Annotated in this window: 18 protein-coding genes; 6 read left to right on the top strand and 12 right to left on the bottom strand. The window is 58.2% G+C overall.

Translation table 11 applies throughout. The features are described 5' to 3' along the window. Window position 1: 1 nt before the first annotated feature. The 7 genes from AC8GFP_RS11390 to bchF are packed head-to-tail and all read right to left on the bottom strand — an operon-like array spanning window position 2 to window position 10143. Window positions 2–1423 carry a BCD family MFS transporter gene (locus AC8GFP_RS11390; RefSeq protein ID WP_506613264.1) on the bottom strand — a complete coding sequence of 474 codons (1422 nt, stop codon included), beginning with the start codon at window positions 1421–1423 and terminating at the stop codon, window positions 2–4. After that, window positions 1420–2127, bottom strand: coding sequence for a magnesium protoporphyrin IX methyltransferase (gene bchM / locus AC8GFP_RS11385; protein WP_506613262.1), 708 nt, complete (start codon window positions 2125–2127; stop codon window positions 1420–1422). The genes AC8GFP_RS11390 and bchM overlap by 4 nt, the downstream gene beginning before the upstream one ends. Further along, window positions 2127–3035: a ferredoxin:protochlorophyllide reductase (ATP-dependent) iron-sulfur ATP-binding protein gene (gene bchL / locus AC8GFP_RS11380; RefSeq protein WP_506613473.1), complete on the bottom strand. Its 909-nt coding sequence runs from the start codon at window positions 3033–3035 to the stop codon at window positions 2127–2129. Before bchL ends, bchM begins: the two co-directional genes overlap by 1 nt. Beyond that, entirely contained in the window at window positions 3035–6808 is a 3774-nt protein-coding gene (locus tag AC8GFP_RS11375; protein ID WP_506613260.1) for a magnesium chelatase subunit H, read from the bottom strand. Before AC8GFP_RS11375 ends, bchL begins: the two co-directional genes overlap by 1 nt. After that, a complete protein-coding gene (bchB, locus tag AC8GFP_RS11370; RefSeq protein ID WP_506613258.1) occupies window positions 6783–8336 on the bottom strand; it encodes a ferredoxin:protochlorophyllide reductase (ATP-dependent) subunit B in 1554 nt (517 codons plus the stop codon). Before bchB ends, AC8GFP_RS11375 begins: the two co-directional genes overlap by 26 nt. A gap of 8 nt (window positions 8337–8344) precedes the next feature. After that, window positions 8345–9634, bottom strand: coding sequence for a ferredoxin:protochlorophyllide reductase (ATP-dependent) subunit N (locus tag AC8GFP_RS11365; protein WP_506613256.1), 1290 nt, complete (start codon window positions 9632–9634; stop codon window positions 8345–8347). Next, window positions 9631–10143 carry a 2-vinyl bacteriochlorophyllide hydratase gene (bchF, locus tag AC8GFP_RS11360; RefSeq protein WP_506613254.1) on the bottom strand — a complete coding sequence of 171 codons (513 nt, stop codon included), beginning with the start codon at window positions 10141–10143 and terminating at the stop codon, window positions 9631–9633. The genes AC8GFP_RS11365 and bchF overlap by 4 nt, the downstream gene beginning before the upstream one ends. Window positions 10144–10317: 174 nt before the next feature. Here bchF and AC8GFP_RS11355 point away from each other — a divergent pair, with 174 nt between their 5' ends. The 6 genes from AC8GFP_RS11355 to AC8GFP_RS11330 all read left to right on the top strand — a co-directional run bounded on the left by AC8GFP_RS11355 (window position 10318) and on the right by AC8GFP_RS11330 (window position 16541). Beyond that, complete coding sequence (locus AC8GFP_RS11355; RefSeq protein WP_506613252.1) at window positions 10318–11130, top strand: cobalamin B12-binding domain-containing protein; 813 nt, start codon at window positions 10318–10320, stop codon at window positions 11128–11130. Between the two features lie 80 nt (window positions 11131–11210). Then, the gene (gene ppsR / locus AC8GFP_RS11350; RefSeq protein WP_506613250.1) at window positions 11211–12593 is read left to right on the top strand and encodes a transcriptional regulator PpsR; all 1383 of its coding nucleotides are present in this window, start codon (window positions 11211–11213) and stop codon (window positions 12591–12593) included. 49 nt (window positions 12594–12642) lie between these two features. Beyond that, window positions 12643–13530 carry a chlorophyll synthase ChlG gene (gene chlG, locus AC8GFP_RS11345; RefSeq protein WP_506613248.1) on the top strand — a complete coding sequence of 296 codons (888 nt, stop codon included), beginning with the start codon at window positions 12643–12645 and terminating at the stop codon, window positions 13528–13530. Then, a complete protein-coding gene (locus tag AC8GFP_RS11340) occupies window positions 13527–14879 on the top strand; it encodes a BCD family MFS transporter (RefSeq protein WP_506613246.1) in 1353 nt (450 codons plus the stop codon). Before chlG ends, AC8GFP_RS11340 begins: the two co-directional genes overlap by 4 nt. Then, window positions 14869–16056: a geranylgeranyl diphosphate reductase gene (locus AC8GFP_RS11335; RefSeq protein WP_506613244.1), complete on the top strand. Its 1188-nt coding sequence runs from the start codon at window positions 14869–14871 to the stop codon at window positions 16054–16056. Before AC8GFP_RS11340 ends, AC8GFP_RS11335 begins: the two co-directional genes overlap by 11 nt. Then, window positions 16053–16541 carry a TspO/MBR family protein gene (locus AC8GFP_RS11330; RefSeq protein ID WP_506613242.1) on the top strand — a complete coding sequence of 163 codons (489 nt, stop codon included), beginning with the start codon at window positions 16053–16055 and terminating at the stop codon, window positions 16539–16541. Before AC8GFP_RS11335 ends, AC8GFP_RS11330 begins: the two co-directional genes overlap by 4 nt. Before the next feature lie 4 nt (window positions 16542–16545). Here AC8GFP_RS11330 and AC8GFP_RS11325 read toward each other — a convergent pair whose 3' ends face one another. The 5 genes from AC8GFP_RS11325 to bchI are packed head-to-tail and all read right to left on the bottom strand — an operon-like array spanning window position 16546 to window position 20871. After that, window positions 16546–16899: a HepT-like ribonuclease domain-containing protein gene (locus tag AC8GFP_RS11325; protein WP_506613240.1), complete on the bottom strand. Its 354-nt coding sequence runs from the start codon at window positions 16897–16899 to the stop codon at window positions 16546–16548. Beyond that, the gene (locus tag AC8GFP_RS11320) at window positions 16896–17186 is read right to left on the bottom strand and encodes a nucleotidyltransferase family protein (RefSeq protein WP_506613238.1); all 291 of its coding nucleotides are present in this window, start codon (window positions 17184–17186) and stop codon (window positions 16896–16898) included. The genes AC8GFP_RS11325 and AC8GFP_RS11320 overlap by 4 nt, the downstream gene beginning before the upstream one ends. Window positions 17187–17225: 39 nt before the next feature. Then, a complete protein-coding gene (gene bchO, locus AC8GFP_RS11315) occupies window positions 17226–18116 on the bottom strand; it encodes an alpha/beta fold hydrolase BchO (protein ID WP_506613236.1) in 891 nt (296 codons plus the stop codon). A 5-nt stretch (window positions 18117–18121) separates the two neighbouring features. Continuing rightward, window positions 18122–19852, bottom strand: a complete 1731-nt coding sequence (locus AC8GFP_RS11310) for a magnesium chelatase subunit D (RefSeq protein ID WP_506613234.1) — start codon at window positions 19850–19852, stop codon at window positions 18122–18124. Next, a complete protein-coding gene (gene bchI, locus AC8GFP_RS11305) occupies window positions 19852–20871 on the bottom strand; it encodes a magnesium chelatase ATPase subunit I (protein WP_506613232.1) in 1020 nt (339 codons plus the stop codon). The genes AC8GFP_RS11310 and bchI overlap by 1 nt, the downstream gene beginning before the upstream one ends. Between the last annotated feature and the right edge of the window lie 49 nt (window positions 20872–20920).

Below are 20920 nucleotides of genomic sequence, written 5' to 3'. Positions count from 1 at the left end.
GTTAACTCGGTAACTCGGCCAAACCGAAATGAGATCGGTTGGAGCGTGCTTGCGTTTGTCGGATGTTGCGCACCAAGGGACCCAGGGCGATCAACACCACGAACAACAGATAAATTTCAATGTGGTACACAAAGCTGTAGGCGGTGGCCGGGGTGTCCAAGCTGCTGCCCAGTGCACCGCTGCTGGCCAAACTGCCAATCAGATCGCGTAAAAAACCACCCACCGCCATGGCGATGCCTGAGGCTGTGGCTTGCACCGCACCCCATGCACCGAGCACCAGGCCGGCCAACTTCTCTTCGCTGAATGACATGGCCATGACCAACATGCCCACCGAAAATAAACCGCTCGAAAAACCGATCAAGGCGGTGCCGCTTCGAAACAACAAGGCCGAGGACAGCGGGGCAGAAAAAATCACAAAAGCAAAAGCGGGCAACCCCAGCACCACCCCAGCACTGGCCAGGCGACAGGCGTCCAAGCCTCGGTTGAGCAGCACTGACGACAAGTAAAAGGCCAACAAAGCCCCACCTGCACTCAAGGCTGTGAGTGAACTGGTCATACTCACATCCAGGCCCAGCACTTCAGCGCCATAGGGTTCCAAGATGATGTCTTGCATGCTGAAGGCGGCCGTGCCCAGCGCGACTGTCCATAAAAAGCGGCGCATGCCAGGTTGATTCAACATGCGTTGCCAATTTTTATGAAAACCGTTGTCTTCTCGCGGTCCGCGCTTTTCTGCACGTGCTTCTTGCTTCCACAAGGAAATCAAATTGAACACCACCACCACCACGGCACAGCCTTGAATCACCTGGATCAAATGGGTCGGTGTGAAGTCACTCAAAAACACCCCGAACAAAATACTGCTGCCAATCATGCCCAGCAACAGCATGCTGTAGAGCAGGGCCACCACGCGTGGGCGTTTTTCTTCGGTGGACAAGTCACTAGCCAAGGCCATGCCAGCCGTTTGCGTGACTTGCATGCCAAAGCCCAACAAGACGAAGGACAGGGTGACGCCAGTGAGGCCCAGCCATTCGGTGTGGGGTGGTGGATCCGACAGGAGCAGCAAGGCAAACGGCATGATGGCCAAACCAGCAAACATCAACAAGGTGCCCATCCACATGTAGGGAATGCGCTTCAAGCCCAGCGCAGAGGGATGGGTGTCGCTGCGGTAGCCCACCAATGCGCGCAACGGGGCGAACACCACGGGGATGGCCACAGCCATGGCGACCAACCAGGCCGCCATGCCCAGTTCCACAATCATCACCCGGTTCAAGGTGCCAACCAAGAGCGAGGTCACCATGCCAATCACAGCTTGAAACAAAGACAAGCGCAACAACTTGCCGATGGGCAACTCGGTCGAGGCCGCATCCGCAAACGGCACGTACTTCATGCTTTGTGCCTTGAGCAAGTTGATGAACTTGGACTTCATGCCTGACGCCACTCCCAGGCTTGCGAGGTGTAAAAACCACTGCTGATGCGTTGGCTGCGACCTGCTTGCCAAGCTGTGCCTTGCAACACGGCTTCGAGGCCCAGGTTCAAGTCCACTGCTGACACGGGCTCGAGGGCGGGCGAGCGGTCTGAGCGAGGAAAAAGGCGGCCCACGCTGTGCATCATGGCCAGCAAAGGGGTGCGCGGTGCAAAGGTGAACAAAATAGCGCGGCGGGTGCGCTGCGACAAACCATGCACGGCTTTGACGATGTCTTGGGTGTCGTAGTGAATCAAGGAATCCATGCCGACCACGTAATCGAATTCGCCGGTGGCGGGGCTCAGCATGTCGCCCGCCAAAAACTGGATGCTGCCTGGTCCTTGCTCCACATCCTGCGCATAGCGTTCACGCGCCAATTGCACCAATGTGGGCGAGAGATCGATGGCCACCACCTCGGCACCGCGTTGCATGGCCAGTGCCGCCAAAGCACCTGTCCCGCAACCGGCGTCCAGCAAACGCATGCCGCGCATGTCTTGGGGCAACCAAGACATGAGCGTGCTGCGCATCTGGTCGCGGCCTTCGCGCACAGTGCGGCGAATGCGGCCCACCGGTGCATTTGAAGTGAGCACCTCCCAAGCCTTGGCCGCGGTCCGATCGAAATAGTGCTCGATCTGTTCGCGTCGTTGCAAATAGCTGGTGTGGTCCATCAATCGAATCCCAGCAGGTCAAAAATATCGCGGTCTTTCATGGGCACGGCAGGCAGCGGGTCGCCACCCAACCACAAGGCCGCGGCCAAACGCATGTACTCGTCTTGCACCGCTTTCACAGCCGGTGTGGCTTCGAGTTCAAACAAGGTGGACTTGGACAAACGACTGCGGCGGATTTCGTCGAGCATGGGGAAGTGCGCCATGGTTTTCAAGCCGGTGACCGCGTTGTACTTGTCAATCTGGTCGGTGGCATCACTGCGGTTGGCAATCACACCGCCCAAGCGCACGTTGTAGTTCTTGGCTTTGGCACCAATCGCTTGCACGATGCGGTTCATGGCGAAGATGGAATCGAAATCATTGGCCGTCACAATCAGGGCGCGGTCAGCGTGTTGCAGCGGGGCTGCAAAGCCACCACACACCACATCGCCCAGCACGTCAAAAATCACCACGTCGGTGTCTTCCAACAAATGGTGCTCTTTCAAGAGCTTGACGGTTTGACCGACCACATAGCCGCCACAACCCGTGCCCGCTGGTGGGCCACCAGCCTCGACGCACATGACGCCGTTGTAGCCCTTGAACACAAAGTCGTCCAAGCGCAGTTCTTCGGCGTGAAAGTCAACCGCTTCCAACGCGTCAATCACCGTGGGCATGAGCTTTTTGGTGAGTGTGAAGGTGGAGTCGTGTTTCGGGTCGCAACCGATTTGCAAGACACGCTTGCCCATTTTGCTAAAGGCCACCGACAAGTTTGAAGAGGTGGTGCTTTTGCCAATGCCGCCTTTGCCGTAAACCGCAAAGACTTTGGCTGTGCCAATTTTCAAGTTCGGATCCATCTGAACTTGGACACTGCCTTCACCATCGGGTCGCCCTCCACGCTTGATTGAGGATACCGGGACTGTGGCTGTTTCCATCATGCAAGTACTCCTTCTTGGACGCCTTCTAAGCGGTCCTCTAACTCATCGCCTGCCTGTTGCAGTACCTTCATTGTTTCGGCGTCAGGTTTCCAGTACTGACGTCGAGACGCTTCCAACAAACGACCAGCCACTTTGGCTGAAGCCGTTGGATTGAGTTTGGCCAAACGTTCACGCATCTCGTGGTCGAGGATGAAGGTTTGCGCCAGTTGTTGATAGACCCAGGGTTGCACTTGGCCGGTGGTGGCCGACCAGCCCATGGTGTTGGTCAGGTGGGCTTCAATTTGACGCACACCTTCATAGCCGTGTTGCAACATGCTTTCATGCCACTTGGGGTTGAGCATGCGGGTGCGGGTTTCCAATGCCACTTGTTCGGTCAGGCTGCGCACCACGCCATCGCCTTGGGTTTGGTCGCCGATATAGACCGGCGGCGCACTGGCTTGGTTGCCATCGCGTTGGTGTTTGGCTTGCAACACCGCACGGCTGATGCCACCCAAGGTGTCGAAATAGGTGTCAATGCTGGTCACGCCCAACTCGACCGAGTCGACGTTTTGATAGGTGAGGCTCACATTGGCCAACGCACTTTGAAGCAGCGCGTTGTTGCGCACCGGCTGGCCTTCGCGACCGTAGGCAAAGCCTTTGCGGTTGGTGAAGGCATTGCCCAATTCGTTTTCTTCTTCCCAGCAACTGCTGTCAATCAAGTGGTTGACATTCGCGCCATACGCGCCTTCGGCATTGCCAAACACACGCAGCGATGCGGTTTCCATGTCGCAGCCATTGGCTTGCATGAAAGCCAAGCTGTGTTTGCGGATGAAGTTGTCTTCGTCGGCTTCATCGGCGCTGGCGGCCAAGAAACTGGCCTCGGCCAACAACTTGATTTGCATGGGCATCAGGTCGCGGAAGATGCCCGACAAAGTGATGACCACGTCAATGCGGGGGCGTCCTAATTCACTCAAGGGAATCAAGGCCGCACCGGCCAAGCGGCCATAGCTGTCAAAGCGCGGTGCTGCGCCCATCAGCGCCAAAGCCTGGGCCAAGGGCCCGCCTTCGGATTTCAAATTGTCCGAGCCCCACAACACCATGGCCACGCTCTCAGGAAAGCCTTGGCCGTCGGCGGCATACCGCGCCAACAATTTGTCGGCTTGGTGCTTGGCGTCTTTCACCGCAAAAGCACTGGGCATGCGGAAGGGGTCCAGGCCATGCAAGTTGCGACCGGTGGGCAAGACCTCGGGCATGCGCAGCAAATCGCCACCAGGGGCAGGCTCGATGTAGCGGCCATCCAAAGCCCGCATCAAACCCTGTAATTCATGCTGTTGGCCCAGCATGCGATTGGTGTCGACAAGTTGTTGAATTTGCTGCACTTGAGAGCTTGAAAAGTCACTCAAGGTGTTGGCGGGCAAGTCGTTTTCATCTACCAACTGGTTGAGCAAGGCGGGTGCTTCGATGTTCATGGCTTTGGCCATGGCCTTCAAGGTGGACAAGCGGGCGTCGCGGGTCGGCACCCGGCCAATCACATGCAAGCCGTCAGGAATCAGGGCGTATTCAAGCTCCAACAACTGGGCTTGCAGGCCATCGATCCACGTGGTGTCGTCATCCAACTGGGCGGGGACTTGCAAGTCCATGGCCAGTGCTTGTTCGTGCAGCATCTGCATCAGCGATTGACGCTCGGATGCGTCTGTTTGGGCTTCACCGCGCCAGCGTTCCAGCGTTTGTTTGAGTTCAATCAAGCCTTTGTACAAACCGGCTTCGGTGATGCTGGGGGTCAAGTAGCTGATGAGCGTGGCGGCAGCGCGGCGTTTGGCCAGCGCGCCTTCAGAGGGGTTGTTGGCAGCGTAAAGGTAAATATTGGGCAGGTCATGGATCAATCGCTCGGGCCAGCATTTGCCCGACAAGCCGGTTTGTTTGCCCGGCATGAATTCCAGTGCGCCATGGGTGCCAAAGTGCAGCACGGCATCAGCACGGTAATCTTTGCGCAAATAGCGGTAGAAGGCACTGAAGGCGTGGGTGGGGGCGAAGCCCTTTTCAAACAACAACCGCATCGGGTCGCCTTCATACCCAAACGCGGGTTGCACCGCCAACAGCACGTTGCCCAGTTGCAGACCAAGCACAAACAAGCTGCGGCCATCGGTCAGGTGCTTGCCGGGCGCAGCCCCCCACTGAGCCTCAATTTCACTGAGCCACTGCTCGTTTTGAATGTGGTGAGACAAGGGAATTTGGTGAACGACATTCGCTTGGGTGCCGTATTGCGCGGCATTGCCCTTCAACAAGGCCTCTCGCAAGGCATCAGCGCTTTCGGGCAATTCAACCTGATAGCCTTGTGAAGCCAGGTTGTGCAGGGTGTTGAACAAGGATTCAAACACCGACAAATAAGCGGCAGTGCCAACCGCACCGGCATTCGGTGGGAAGTTGAAAATCACAATCGCGACCTTGCGTTCTGCCCGTTTGCTTTGGCGCAAATGCACCAGTTTTTGCACCCGTGCAGCCAGCATCTCGGTGCGCTCAGCGCAAGTGAACATGTGCTGGGTTTGATGCGCTTTGGTGAAGGTGCACAAGCGCTCGCAACCGGTGCAACTGGTGCCCTCGGCACCGGGTCGACCGCCATACACCATGGGCACGGTAGAGCCATCAAGCTCGGGAATGGCGACCATGATGGTGCTTTCCACCGGCAACAAACCGCGCTCGGAGCTGCCCCATTGGTCCAGCGATTGAAACTCGACGGGGTGCGCTGCGATGTAGGGCACATCGAGCTGCTTCAAAGCCTCTTGGGCAGCCTTGGCATCGTTGTAAGCAGGTCCACCCACCAATGAAAAGCCAGTGAGAGAAACCAAGGCTTCAATGACAGGGGTGTCGCCCTTTTTGAAATACGCATCGATGGCGCAACGGGCATCCAAGCCACTGGAATAGGCGGGAATGACACGCAAGCCCTTGGCCTCCAAAGCATCGATCACCGCGTCGTAATGGGCGGTGTTGCCAGCCAGCAAATAAGAGCGCAACACCAGCAAGCCGACAGCGGGTTGGTCTTGGCGTTTGATGTTGGGCAGGTCGCTGGACTGTTCGGAGAACAAACCCTTCATGCGCGGGTGGTAGACGCCAACATCGGGGTATTCTTGGGGTGCCTCCAGTGCAGGCAAAGAGGACAGTTGTTTGGTCGACAACTTCATGTAGCGTTGCACCAGCATCAACACCATGTGCATGATGTTGTGCTCGGAACCGGCCAACCAATACTGCATCACCAAGAAAAAGACACGCACGTCTTGCGCCGTACCGGGAATGAAGCGCAGCAACTTGGGCAGGCGGCGCAGCATGGCCATTTGCTTGGCCCCGGCAGACGCGGGTTTGTCTTTGCCGTTCTCGTCTTTGGCGGAGGGGCGCAGTTTTTTCAGCAAGCCGATGAGGCCACCGCTTTGGGTGTTGGCCACGTACTTGCCCATGCGGCCGAGTTGCATGACCTGGGGTGCCGACATGATGCAGACCATGGCGTCCACCTCAAAGCGGCGTTGCTCCAAGACATCGAGGATGGGCAGGAAATGGTCTTCCATGAACAACATCGAAACGATGACCATCTTGGCTTGGGCCAAGTCGTCGCGGCAGTGTTGCAGTTGGTCTTGGTTGTTGCGCCAGTCGCTGGCAGCATGCACTTTCAGGCGCAAGCCCAGTTCGCTCAGTTGCAGAGCCACTTTCTCAAAAGCGCCCGACAAATGGTTGTCCATGGTGACCAGCACCACGGTGTTGGCGGCGGCCAAACGATCAGCGGCTGAAGTGGGCTTTGGCATCGTAGAGCGTCTCCACGGTGATGGTTGACACACCTTGCTCGGTGGCAAAACGCTCGGTGTTGCGTTTGGCTTTGCCGCGGACAAAAAACGGGATCTTGCCCAGCTCTTTGGTAGCTTCAGGGGACCACTGGGTGGCGGCGACAGCGTCAGCGGGCAACACAATCAATTCAGGCTCCGCCTTGGGTGCTTCGGGTTGACGACGCGTGGAACCCAAGTGCGAAGGCGCGGCGCTGTCGTTGAATTCAAAGTCGTCACGGAACATGCCCAGCAAATGCTCTTCCAGGCCCATCATCAGCGGATGCACCCAGGTGTCAAACAAGACATTGGCACCTTCAAAGCCCATTTGCGGCGCGTAGCGTGCTGGGAAATCTTGCACATGCACGGGTGCGGAGATGACCGCGCATGGAATGCCTTGGCGCTTGGCGATGTGGCGTTCCATTTGCGTGCCCAAAATCAGCTCGGGGTGCAAGGCGGCGACTTGTTTTTCCACCGCCATGTAGTCGTCGGTGATCAGCGCTTCCACGCCGTAGCGTTTGGCGGCATCGCGCACTTCGCGGGCGAATTCGCGGCTGTAAGTGCCCAAGCCCACCACCTCGAAACCCATTTCTTCCGACGCGAAGCGGGCAGCAGCCACCACATGGGAAGCATCACCAAAAATGAACACACGCTTGCCCGTCAGGTAGGTGGAATCGACCGAGCGCGAATACCACACCGAATGGCCGTCGTCTTCCAAATCGGCGGGCACTTCCACGCCTGCCAAGGTCGCCACTTCTTTCACAAAGTCGCGAGTGGCACCCACGCCAATCGGGATGGTTTTGGTGAAGGGCTGGTTGAATTGACGCTCGAGCCACAAAGCAGCGGTGTTGGCCACTTCGGGGTAGAGCACCACATTGAAGGAGGCCAAGGGGATGTTTTGCAAGTCGGCCACACAGGCGTTCAAGGGGGCCACCACATTCACTTGGATGCCCATGTCTTCCAGCAACTTGGTGATTTCTTTCACGTCATCCCGGTGGCGAAAGCCCAAAGCCGTGGGGCCCAAGATGTTGCAACTGGGCGCTTGCGCTTGGCGGTCAAAGCCCTCGGGTGGTGACACGGCCACATGGCGCAGCAGTTGGTAAAAGGTTTCGGCTGCGCCCCAGTTTTCTTTGCGTTGGTAGGCGGGCAATTCAAGCGCAACAACAGGGATGGGCAGTTGCAGCGCTTGCGCCAAACCACCGGGGTCGTCTTGAATCAACTCGGCGGTGCAGGAGGCGCCCACCAACATGGCGTTGGGTTTGAAACGTGCGTTGGCATGGGCCACGGCGTCTTTGAACAGCTGTGCGGTGTCGCTGCCCAAGTCACGCGCTTGGAAGGTGGTGTAAGTGACCGGTGGGCGTTTGTGGCGGCGCTCGATCATGGTGAACAACAAGTCGGCGTAGGTGTCGCCCTGCGGTGCATGCAACACGTAGTGCACGTCTTGCATGGCCGTGGCGATGCGCATCGCACCAATGTGGGGTGGGCCTTCGTATGTCCAGAGCGTGAGTTGCATGTTGTGCCTCAGGCGACCAGTTTGAGTCGACGAATCAGGGGACGGCTGAACAAGCCTGTCAAGTCACCTGCTTGCTCGTAGCCTTGGATCGGTGTGAACACCAATTCAATGGCCCATTTGGTGGTGAAGCCTTCGGCCTCCAAGGGGTTTGCCAAACCCAAACCGCAGACCACCAAATCGGGGTTGGCAGCGCGGCAACGGTCGAGTTGCAATTCCACGTCTTGGCCTTCCACCACGCGGGTGTTGGCGGGCAGTTGGTTCAGATCGGCGTCCAGGTGTTTGCGGTGCACATAAGGTGTGCCGACTTCGGCCAGATGCATGCCCAACTCGTGGTGCAGAAAACGCGCCAACGGGATTTCCAACTGCGAATCGGGGAAGAAAAAGATTTTTTTGTCTTGCAATTCGGGACGGTGTTTGCTGATGGCTTGGACCGCGCGTTTGCGGGGTGCGTCGATGGCGGCTTCAAATACCTCGTTGGTCACACCAAAAGCCCGAGCAGCCTCTGCCAACCAAGCGGTGGTGCCTTGGGCACCCAAAGGGAAGGGCGCGGGCAGGTGTTGGGCACCCAGGTTTTCCAAAGCGCGGGCGGTGTCGGCCAAAAACGGTTGGGCCAACAAGAACACGGTGCCGGGGCCCACGCTGGGCAATTGCGTGCTGCGACGCGGCGGGAAGAAGTCCACGTCGGGCAGGCCCATCTTGCCAAACAAGCTGCGGAACTGGTCTTCCACCACATCGGCCAAAGTGCCCACCACCAACAGTTTTTTCTGCTCGGTTGCTGTGGTTGTCAAGGTGGGGGCCAAGGCTGCCAAGCAGGCGTCTTCGCCTTGGGTGAAGGTGGTTTCGATGCCGCTGCCCGAGTAGTTCAGCACCTTGACGCCGCCGTTTTGACCGTATTGGGTGCTCAGGCGGTAGGCGGCACGGGACAAATCGAGTTTGATGACTTCGGAAGGACAAGAGCCCACCAGAAAGAGCAGCTTGATGTCGGGGCGGCGTTCCAACAAATCAGCGACGATTTTGTCGAGCTCTTCGTTGCAATCGGCCAAACCCGCCAAGTCGCGCTCGTCGATGATGGCGGTGCCAAAACGAGGTTCGGCAAAAATCATCACGCCTGCGGCAGACTGAATAAGGTGGGCACAGGTGCGGGAACCCACCACCAAGAAAAACGCGTCTTGAATTTTGCGGTGCAACCAAATGATGCCGGTCAGGCCGCAAAACACCTCGCGCTGGCCGCGTTCGGTGGTGATGTCTGGGGCGCAAGCTTCGCTGGTGGCGCTGCGGATCGGGATGACCGGGCTCATGCGGAGGCTCCTTCAGTCAGTGAGGGGCTGAGCGTCATGGCTTCAGCCTGCAAACGCGCTGCACGCAGTTTCCAAACAAACTGCGCGGCATTGATCAGGTAGGCGGCGTAGGCGGCCAAGGCCAGCCAGAGTTGCTGCTGCGCCGACAAGCTGCCGGTGAACCAGGCCCACAAGTACGCGGTGTGCAGCGCCAGCACCAACATGCTGAAAACGTCTTCCCAGAAGAAGGCGTGGGCAAACAGGTATTGGTCGAACACCACTTTTTCCCAAATGCAGCCGGTGACCATGATGGTGTAGAGGGCGATGGTTTTCACCACCACCGAGTACAAGGCCAGGTTTTCGCCTTCGCCGGTCATCAAACAGCGCACCACCAGCCACAGGCTTATTAAAAAAATCAGGAATTGAACCGGGGCCAAGATGCCTTGCACCAGCGTCCACACGGATGCGTCCCGCCGGATTTTTTGTTCCGGTGTGTACAGCAGGTGGTTGGGTGGGCGGGTTGGGGTCATGTCGGGTTGATGGCTTTTGGTGTGCTTTGACTTTAGGGGGCACTTGCCAATCTGTCAACCCAAGTTGACGTATTTATTTGTTTACAAAACTAGGGTTTTCCATAGGAGGCGGATCAAAATTACAGATAAAACTACGCCGTCTGTGAATTGAGAAGCTTCACACCAGTTTTTGCCATGCAAAGCAGTCTGCACCCCTTCCATCTGTCGCCGTCGGCTTCACCCTTTGGGGTGGGCCGCGTGTTGCTGCACACCTTGAATGAGCCCTTGCAGTCAGGGCCTGTTCAGCACGGCCAACTTCAGATGCAGCATGTGCAGGCCTTGTGTCAGGCCAGCTTGCTTGGCAGTCAACAAACCTCCGAATTGGTCCACCAATGGCTGGCAGCCGGTGTTGATATTGAGGATGTCTATTTGGATGGCATCACCCCAGCGGCGCGCTTGGTGGGTCAATGGTGGTGTGATGATTTGATGGACTTTGCCACGGGCAGCTTGGCCTATGCCCGTTTGCGGCACCTGTTGTTTGAATTAAGCCCGGCGTTTTTGAAAAACGCCAGCAGCCAAGCGGCCGGGTTGAGTTGCTGCATCGTCGGGGCTTTTCAGACCCAGCACACCATGGGCAGTTTCATGCTGTCAGAGTTTTTCCGGCGCACAGGTTGGCAAGTCAATCTGCTGGAGTGCGATTCGGCTGATGAATTGTTGAAAAAAATGGTCTCGGATTGGTATGACTTGCTCGCCATTTCCCTCAGTTCAGAGCAACAACTTCCGTCTATTCGTCAACTGGTCAAGCAGATCAGGCGGTCCTCAGCCAACCCGCGATTGCAAATACTGGCGGGTGGCCCCTTGGTTGCCGCCTGCCCTGAATTGCTCGAGAACTTGGGGGTGGAGTTGGTCACCCAAGATGCCCGCGCAGCCCAAGACAAGGCGCTGGAGTTGGTCATGGCGGTGCGCTGCCGAAGTCAAACTGAACTGACATTGGTCAATGTCAGATGAAATCAGCACAGACGGCTTGACATGTCTATCTGTCTGTACACTCTTGTACCTAGGAAGCCCCGAGAAACAACTACTACTTTATGAAAATTCCCAGTTTCACCGCAGACAAATTGGCCCAATTGATCGGGGTGGCATCCGATATTGCGCTGCTGGTGGACCAAAATGGCGTGGTGGTTGATGTTTCTGTGCGCAAAAACGAGTTGGCCGCCATGTCCTGTCAAACCTGGGTCGGCAAGACCTGGCTGAGCACGGTCACCCCTGAAAGCGTGCCCAAGGTCAAGGAAATGCTGGCTGTACCCAGCAACAATGCCGATATGCGCTGGCGGCACATCAACCATCCTTCTCTGCAAGGCGAGGATCTGCCCATCCAGTATGTGGCCCTGCATTTCGAGAAAGAACAACGCACCTTGCTGTTGGGCCGGGACCTGGGGGCCATTGCTGTGCTGCAACGGCGTTTGGTGGAAACCCAGCAATCGATGGAACGCGACTATTTGCGCTTGCGCCACATCGAAGCGCGTTACCGCATTCTGTTTGACACCTCCAATGATCCCGTCATGGTGGTTGAAGCACTCAGCCAAAAAGTGTCCGAGGCCAATGTGGCCGCCATGGGGCTGATGAAGGACCAGTCCAAACGACTGGTGGGGCGCGACCTGCTCGAATGCTTTGACCCGCAAAGCCATGACGAGGTGCAGTCTTTGCTGCGCATGGCCCATGCCACCGGGCGCATCGAGGTCTGTCGGGTCAAGTTGCTGGGCTCAGAAAACGTCATCACCCTGACCGTGACCGTGTTCCGCCAAGAGGGTGGGGCGCAGTTTTTGGTGCGCTTTCTGCAAGCCGATCCGGTCTCCACCAGCCCGATGGATTCGGACCAAACCCTGTACGCAGAAGCCATGCAACGCGCCCCCGAGGGCTTTGTGCTGACCGATAAAAACGGCCAAATTCGCTCGGTCAATTCCGAGTTCATGGCCATGGTGGGTGCCACCGCCCAGTCGCAGTTGCAAGGCCAAACCTTGGACCAATGGCTGGTGCGCGGCAGCGTCGATTGGGGCGTGCTCAACACCCATTTGCGCCAACAAGCCAATGTGCGCGGCTTTGCCACCGACATTCGCAGCATGTCTGGCCTGAATTTGGCGGTGGATATTTCCGCCGTGGCCATCTCCGACAAAAGCCAAATGTTCGCGTTTTTCATCCGTGACACCAGCCGCCGCCGCCAGCAAGAAACCCCGGCCTCCGGCGGCATGGCCGGTTCCGTGGCCGAACTCTCGCACCTTGTGGGGCGCATGCCGATGAAAGACATCGTCAACGAAACCACGGAAATGATCGAGCGCATGTGCATCCAGTCGGCGCTGGAGCTGACCCACAACAACCGCGCCTCGGCCGCCGAGATGCTGGGCCTGTCCCGGCAAAGCCTGTATGTCAAATTGCGGCGATTTGGCATCATTGACGACAACGAAGCGGTGTGAAAGTGTAAACCCCAGTTGACATTGTGGCTTGTATGGTCACAATGTCAGCATGAACCGTCCCGACCTCGCCACCGTCGCCGAGCTGCTCAAACCCATCACCTGGTTTCCGCCCATGTGGGCCTTCGCCTGCGGCATGGTCTCCACCGGTCAATCCCTGAGCGACAACTGGTTGCTCATCATCGGTGGCATCTTGCTGGCCGGGCCCTTGGTTTGCGCTACCAGCCAGGCGGTGAACGACTGGTTTGACCGCCATGTCGACGCCATCAACGAACCTGATCGTCCCATTCCTTCAGGCCGCATGCCCGGGCGCTGGGGCCTGTACATCGCCGTCATTTGGACGCTGTTGTCCTTGTTGTGGGCTTGGCAACTCGGGCCTTGGGGCTTTGCCGCCAGTGGCTTGGGGCTGGTCTTGGCCTGGGCTTATAGCGCACCACCGGTGCGCTTGAAAGCCAATGGTTGGTGGGGCAACTCGGCCTGTGCACTCAGCTATGAAGGACTCGCTTGGGTCACGGGTGCGGCCGTCATGTTGGGCGGTGCCATGCCCTCGCAAGACACTATCGTGTTGGCCTTGCTGTTCAGCTTGGGAGCGCACGGCATCATGACCCTGAACGATTTCAAAGCCGTGCAAGGCGATGCGCTCATGGGCGTGCGTTCTTTGCCGGTGCAAATGGGCGTGACCAAAGCAGCCTGGACCGCTTGCGGCTTCATGCTGGTGGCGCAGTGGGCGGTGGCGGCCATGTTGTTGCATTGGGGCTCACCCAACGCCGCCTTGGCTGTGGTGTTGCTGACTGTGGCGCAACTCCCGCTCATGGTGCGCTTCATTCAACAACCGGTGGAAAAAGCCTTGAGCGTGAGTGCTTTTGGCGTGCCGCTGTTCGTCAGCGGCATGATGGTCAGCGCTTGGTCGCTGCGTGGTTTGCAGGAGGTGGTGTCATGAGTGCAACAGGGTTCACTTGGCTGCAAATCGCCCGTCTGGGTTTGATCCAAGCTTGTATGGGCGCGGTGGTGGTGGTCACCACCTCCACCTTGAACCGCATCATGGTGGTCGAGTTGGCGCTGCCTGCGCTCTTGCCCGGTTTGTTGGTGGGCTTTCACTACCTGGTGCAAATGGTGCGACCGCGCATGGGCTTTGGCGCGGACCAAGGACGGCGTTGCACGCCTTGGATGATGGGTGGCATGACGGTGTTGGCCACTGGTGGCTATTTGGCCAGCGTCGCCACGGTGCAGATGGCTGATCACTTATCAGCAGGCATCGCTTTGTCGGTGCTGGCCTTCAGCTTGATTGGTTTTGGCGTCAGTGCCTGTGGCACCTCCTTGTTGGTCTTGATGTCCAAGCGGGTGGCTGAAACACGCCGCGCCCCTGCGGCAACCGCCGTGTGGATGATGATGATCGTGGGCTTCGCAGTCACCGCCATCACGGTGGGCAAGTTGTTGCAACCTTATTCACCCGAGCGCTTGCTCGACATCAGTGCCAGCCTGAGTGTCTTGGTGGTGATCATCACGGGCTTGGCTTTGTGGGGCTTGGAAGGCCAAGCCAGCAGCTTGGTGTCCACGGACAACAAACCTGTGCATCAACAAGATTTCAAACAAGCCTTGGCCAGCGTGTGGAACGAACCGCAGGCCAAAGCCTTCACCGTGTTTGTGTTCTTGTCCATGCTGGCTTACAGCGCCCAAGACCTGATCTTGGAGCCGTTCGCAGGTGCGACGTTTGGCTTGACCCCCGGTGAAACCACCCAGTTGTCGGGCCTGCACCACTCGGCGGTGTTGTGCGGCATGTTGATCGTGGCCCTCGCTGGCAGTTCCTGGATGGCGGGGCGCATGGGCTCGGTGCAATCTTGGATGGTCGGTGGTTGTGTTGTCTCGGGCGTGGCCATGGTCGGTTTGTGCATGGCGGGTCTTTCTGGGCCACCTTGGCCGCTGAAGGCCAATGTGTTTTTGCTGGGTGTGGCCAACGGCAGTTTTTCCATCGCTGCCATCGCCACCATGATGCGCTTGGCCACCCAAGGTGGTGAAGACCGCGCCGGTACCCGCATGGGATTGTGGGGCGCGGCGCAAGCCATCGCCTTTGGTGTCGGCGGTTTGCTGGGCACCGGTGCCAGCGATTTGTCGCATTGGTTTGTCCACGCACAAGGCACTGCTTATGCGTGGGTATTTGGTTTCGAAGCGCTGATGTTTGCCATGTCAGCTGCGTGTGCGGTGTGGGTGGGGCGTTACGACGCACCGCGCACACCTTCTTTGTCTGTGCCGGCCAGCCATCATTCCAAGGAGTTGGGCCATGAATACTGATACCTATGACGTGATCGTGATTGGCGGTGGACCCTCAGGTGCCACGGCGGCTGACGACCTGGCGTTGCGCGGTTGGAAGGTGTTGTTGCTGGACCGCCAAGGCCGCACCAAACCTTGTGGCGGCGCCATTCCACCGCGCTGCATCAAAGACTTTGAAATCCCCGACCATTTGTTGGTGGCCAAAGCACGTTGCGCCCGCATGATTTCGCCCAGCGACAACAAGGTGGACATCCCGATTGAAAACGGTTTTGTCGGCATGGTCAACCGCGACAGCTTTGACGAATGGTTGCGTGAACGCGCCCGTTCGCATGGCGCAACACGCTTGCGAGGTACCTTCTCCAAAATCACACGCGACACCGATGGTGTGGCGCGGGTGCACATTGGCAGCGTGGACAACAAAACCCCAGAGCAAAGCCTGCGAGCGCGTTTCATTGTGGGCGCGGATGGGGCCAAGTCCGAGGTGGCGCGTCAAACCATTGAGGGCGCAGAGCGCACCAAGTACGTGTTTGCCTATCACGAGATCGTGCGTGCGGCCAATGGCCAGCCCGACTACGACCCGGACCGCTGTGACGTCTATTACCGAGGCAGTTTGTCCCCCGACTTTTACGGCTGGGTGTTCCCCCACGGCGACACCATGAGCATTGGCACCGGCAGTGCCGACAAAGGCTTTTCATTGCGCAGTGCGGTGGCGCGTTTGCGTGAAACTGCGGGCTTGAGCGACGTGGAAACCTTGCGCCGTGAAGGTGCGCCGATTCCCTTGAAACCGCTGCCCAAATGGGACAACGGCCGCGACATTGTGTTGGCCGGTGACGCGGCGGGTGTGGTGGCCCCTGCTTCGGGTGAAGGCATTTACTACGCCATGGCTTGTGGCCGCATGGCTGCTGACGCGGTGCAACTGGCGCTGGAAACCAACAACCCGGTGCACTTGAAACAAGCCCGCAAAGTCTTCATGAAAGACCACGGCAAGGTGTTTTGGGTGCTTGGCATCATGCAGTATTTCTGGTATCAGAACGACCGCCGCCGCGAAAAATTTGTGAAGATTTGCGAAGACAAAGACGTGCAACAACTCACCTTCGAGTCCTACATGAACAAGGTCTTGGTGCGCAAAAAACCCATGGCCCATGTGCGTATCTTTTTCAAAGATTTGGCGCACTTGTTTGGCATGGTTCGCACATGAGCGCTGTCAAGCGTTGGGGTGGCTTGGGTATCGCCTTTGCCTGCAGTTTTTTGGTGGCAGGCATAGGTGGTTCGCTCACCGATTTGGGGCCGTGGTACTACGCTTTGAAGCAGCCAGCCTGGAAGCCGCCAGACATTGCGTTTGGCCCGATCTGGACCACCATCTTCACGCTGTGTGCCCTCAGTGGTTGGGGTGCGTGGCAGCTGGCCACCAGCGCCAGACAAAAACTCGCCATTGGACTCATGTTCGGGGTCAATGGCGCGTTGAATGTGCTGTGGAGTTGGCTGTATTTCACCCTGAAGCGCCCCGACTGGGCGCTGAGTGAACTCTATGTGCTGTGGGCCTCGGTGTTGCTGCTCATCCTAGGTTTGTGGCGCATCTCCAAGCTCTCAAGCCTCATGATCCTGCCCTATTTGGTGTGGGTCACAACAGCAGGCTTTTTGAACCACAGCACGATTCAACTCAACGGTCCTTTTGGGCCTTGAAGCTTCAGCCTTTGGGAAGGGCAGCTTTGATCTGATCGTAGAGCAGGGGCAGGTCGTTGTGGATGGTTTTCCAAAGCACTTCAAAATCAACCTTGAAATACCCATGTGCCAAGGCATTGCGCATTTGATTGGCTGAAGAAAGAGGCAATTCCGGATGCTCAGCGGCAAAGTTGGAATAACGCTTCTCAATGTTGTTACATGCTTCGCCAATGATTTCGAAATTACGAATCACAGCATCTTGAACGAGATGGCTTTTTAAAAAAGCAAGCTCATCCAAATCAGAGACATACGTATCAATACGCTCAATGGCTTCAAGGATATGAGCTAAATAATCGGCTAAACGTTGTTCTTGGCTCATACCGGACGGGCTTCAGCAATCACCTTGGCTCGGAAAGAATCCGGCAGCGCATTGGGCGTGACAACGTCAACCTGAACGCCCAACAGTTGCAGCAGCTCGTGTCGAATAGCGCCTATATCAAACAAAGTGGTTTCTGGCGTCGGGTCGATCAGGATGTCCAAATCACTGCCTTCATGGTCGTTGCCATGAAGTACAGAGCCAAACACGCGAGCGTTGCAAGCGCGATGACGCTCAACCACAGATCGGATAGCGGCTCGGTGGGTTTGCAGCGACTGTGAAGGCTTCATCATCGTTTTCCAACTTCTCAATGGCGTCCATCATATCTTTCACGCTAGATCCTGCAACCACTGCAACACCATCTGTGCACAAAGTTGCGGGTTTTCCTCGTGCGCCAAATGCCCCAAGTCTTGAAGTGATATGAGCGCTGCGCCTGGGATGCGTTGATGCGCGGTGACCGCATGGTCGTGCGGCACGGCTTGATCGTTTTCAGCAGCCAAGATCAACACCCGGCTTTTCAACTCGGCCAGTTGCTGGGGCAGGGACCCCAAGTCGTGGTGCAACATCATTTGCAACACGCCTTGCACATGCGAGGGGGATTGCATCAACAGCTTGTAGCAAGCCGCATCCTCGGCTGCCAAGTGCGAGCCGGTGCTGCTCAAAATTTTGCCTACAAACATTTCTTGTTGCATGGCTTTGGCAAACAGCCAGGCCGACAAGGGGTTGAGTGAAATCAGTTTGGCCGACAAAGGAAACAACCAATGCGCCGCGCCCGAGAGCGGCAACCACGCGGGGTTGAAGGCCACCAGATCTGGGGCGGGTCGATCCGGGTGGTTCAACAACCAACGCGCTGCCAAGGTGGCACCTGCTGAATGACCTACCACCACTTGCGGCCAGGTTTGCAGTTGCGTCATCAATCCCTGCAGGGCCTGCGCCATGTCGGGCAAACCTGCGGCCTGTGCAGAAGGCGTGCTGCTGAACGCATGGCCGGGCAAGTCGATCAGCATGACGCGGTAATGCGCGGCCAACAAGGGCGCCATCCCGCGCCAACTGTGGGTGGATGCACCCAAGCCGTGCAGCATCAACAACAAGGGCCCATCGCCCAAAGTTTGCACATGCCAGCGCAAGCCCGCCGCATTCACAAACTGGCTGTGTTCTGACAAAGGCCAATGCGCCTGGTGTTGTTCCCAGGACAGGGCTGGGTAGAACGACTCGAACATAGGCCTTAGCGGATGAAAGCAATCGCGTCAGCGACGCGTTGCGAGGCCACATAGGGCATGGGCAGGTAACGCGCTTGCATGGCTTGCGACAGCTCTTGTGCATGGCCCGTGGGTTGCACGGCGGTGTCAATCCACAGCGATGCAAAACCCAATCGCGCCCACTGTTGCGCCCATTTCATCGCGTCTTCTTGCGCTTGGGTGCGTCCGCCCAATCCTTCAAGGGTGACGTTCGCTTTGCCATCGCTCAGCATCACCAACAAGGGCGTCATGCCTGCACGTTGCAAAGCCAGCGCTTGTTCGCTGGCATGTTTCAACGCGAGGGCAATGGGTGTGCCGCCACCGCCGGGCAAACCAGCCAAGGCTTTTTTCGCCCGCACCAAGGAGCGCGTGGCGGGCAACAAGGTTTGCACTTGTGAACCGCGAAACGCGATCACACACACACTGTCGCGCCGCGCATAAGACTGTTGCAACAAAATATCCACCGCGCCTTTGGCCTCGGCCAAACGGGCCAAGGCCGCCGAGCCCGAGGCGTCCATCGCCACGATGATGCAAGACGCAGCCTTGTGCGCAAAACGTTGCACATGAAAGTCTTCGGTTCGGATGGCGATGCGTTGACCAGCGTGTTGGCTGCGCAGTTTTTGTTTGGGTGCTGCAGCCCGCAAGGTGGCCAGCAAATGCAAACGTGCGCCTGCACCAGGTTTGCCCGGGCGCGGCGACAAAGGCCTGCCACGTTGTTTTGAGAGCTGCGCTTGGCCGCTGCTGCCGCTGCTGCTCTGGGGTTTGGTTTTTGCGCCGCCCAGCAAAAGTTGATCGAGCAACTTCGGTGGCAAGCTGGCGATGGCCGCAGCCAACAACAGGTCTTCCAAAGCTTCGGGTTCGCTGCTGGGTGATTGATCTGGTTCGTTCTGGGTGTCGTTGTCGGGTGTGTCGGGTTCGGGCGCTGGCGGCTCGGGCGGCTGTTCTGCGTTCGCATTGGCAGGCATGCGTGTCGCGCGGGGCGACAACACCATTTGCACCGCGAACTGCAAGTCCTCGTCGTCCAACTGGCTGCGTTCGTGCAAAGCCGCATTCACACAGGCCAATCGTTGCGCCAACAAACATGCCCGCAGGTTGTCCACGCCCAGCGCCATCGCCACTTCGCACAAGGCTTGTTGCTGCACCGTGGTGGCTTGCACTTGGCGCAACAAGCTGCGCACGTGTTGGCATTCGTGCGCTGGCAAGGGCGCGAGTTGCGCTTCGCTTTCGCGCCAATCCACGGCTTGCACATCCAGCCACAGCGCCAAGCGCTCTTTCAATTTCAGGGGCACACCGGGTTCGTCGTCCAAAGATTCATCGAGGGCCACCACCCCAAAACGGCTGGGGTGCAGGCTATTCAAGGACAACCCCTGCACTTGGCCTTGGTCTTGGGCTTGCAACAGCATGGCCAAGGTGGATGGGCTGAGTTTTTCGGCCATCGGCAACAACACCAATCCGCCATCGGCCTGCGCCAACAAACCGCGTTGTTCCACGACACGGCCCTGCGCCAAGGTGACGGACAAATCGATGCCGCCCAACATGCGTTCATGGTCGATGTGGTGCGGCATGCGTTGCAGGTTGATGCCGAGGTGTTGCAACTGCGTGAGCCAGGTTTGCCGCACCGGCCCAAAACCCGCCTTCAGCCACACGCCGCCCAAACCCACGGGATCGACCTGCAAACACAAGAGCGCTCGTTGCGCCTGGTCCCAGGCGTCCAGCATCAGGCCAGCACCTCGTCCAAGCTGCGTTGCACCCGCTCGCCCGAACCGGTGTCGTCCAACGGATTGCGGCGCAAACGATGGCGCAATGCCAGTGGCGCAATGGCCCGCAAATGCGCCGCCGTGACTTTCTTCGCGCCGTGTAAGGCGGCATAGGCGCGTGTGGCCCGCATGAGGGTGAGTTCGGCCCGCAAACCATCGGTGCCCAAGGCCTGGCAGAGCTTGGCGCACAAGCGCAAGAGCTCGTCGGGGATCTCGAGTTGGCCCACGGCTTTTTGCGCTTTCAAAATGCGCTGGCGCAGTTTGGTGTTGTCGGCTTCCCAGTCGGCTTTGAAGCCCTCGGTGTCGCGGTCGAAGGCATCGCGGCGCTTGATCACCTGCACCCGTAAATCGAGGTCTTGCGGGGTGCGCACTTCCACGCTCAGGCCAAAACGGTCCAGCAGCTGCGGTCGCAGTTCGCCTTCTTCCGGGTTGCCGCTGCCGATCAGCACGAACTTGGCCGGATGCCGCACGCTCAGGCCCTCTCGCTCGACCAGGTTTTCGCCGGAGGCGGCGACGTCAATCAGCAGATCGACCAAATGGTCTTCCAGCAAATTCACTTCGTCGATGTACAAAAAGCCGCGGTTGGCCTGGGCCAAGAGGCCGGGGGCGAATTGCTTGACGCCTTGCGACAAGGCTTTTTCCAGGTCAAGTGCGCCGACCACGCGGTCTTCGGTGGCACCCAGCGGCAGGTCGATGACCGGCACCGGGCGCTTGGCGGTTTTGGGCTTGTCGGTTTTCAGAGCGGCGCAGTGTTCGCAGCCGCTGTGCTTGTCTTTGGGAGAGCAGCCGTAAGGGCAACCCAGCACGACCTCGATGGGCGGCAGCAGGTCGGCCAGCGCCCGCACAGCGGTGGATTTGCCGGTGCCCCGGTCACCCAGCACCAGCACGCCACCGACCGTGGGGTCGACGGCGACCACTTGCAGCGCCATGCACATTTCATCTTGACCCACGATGGCCGCAAAGGGGAAGGTTTTCGCCATAGACGTTCCAAATGCCAAACTGCTGGGATGCTCTTGGAAACGACTCGAA

Origin of the sequence: Limnohabitans simekii (SeqCode) (genome assembly GCF_965234735.1) — a bacterium.
Classification (GTDB): Bacteria; Pseudomonadota; Gammaproteobacteria; order Burkholderiales; family Burkholderiaceae_C; genus Limnohabitans; species Limnohabitans simekii.
This window is presented reverse-complemented; position numbering and strand designations above follow the sequence as displayed.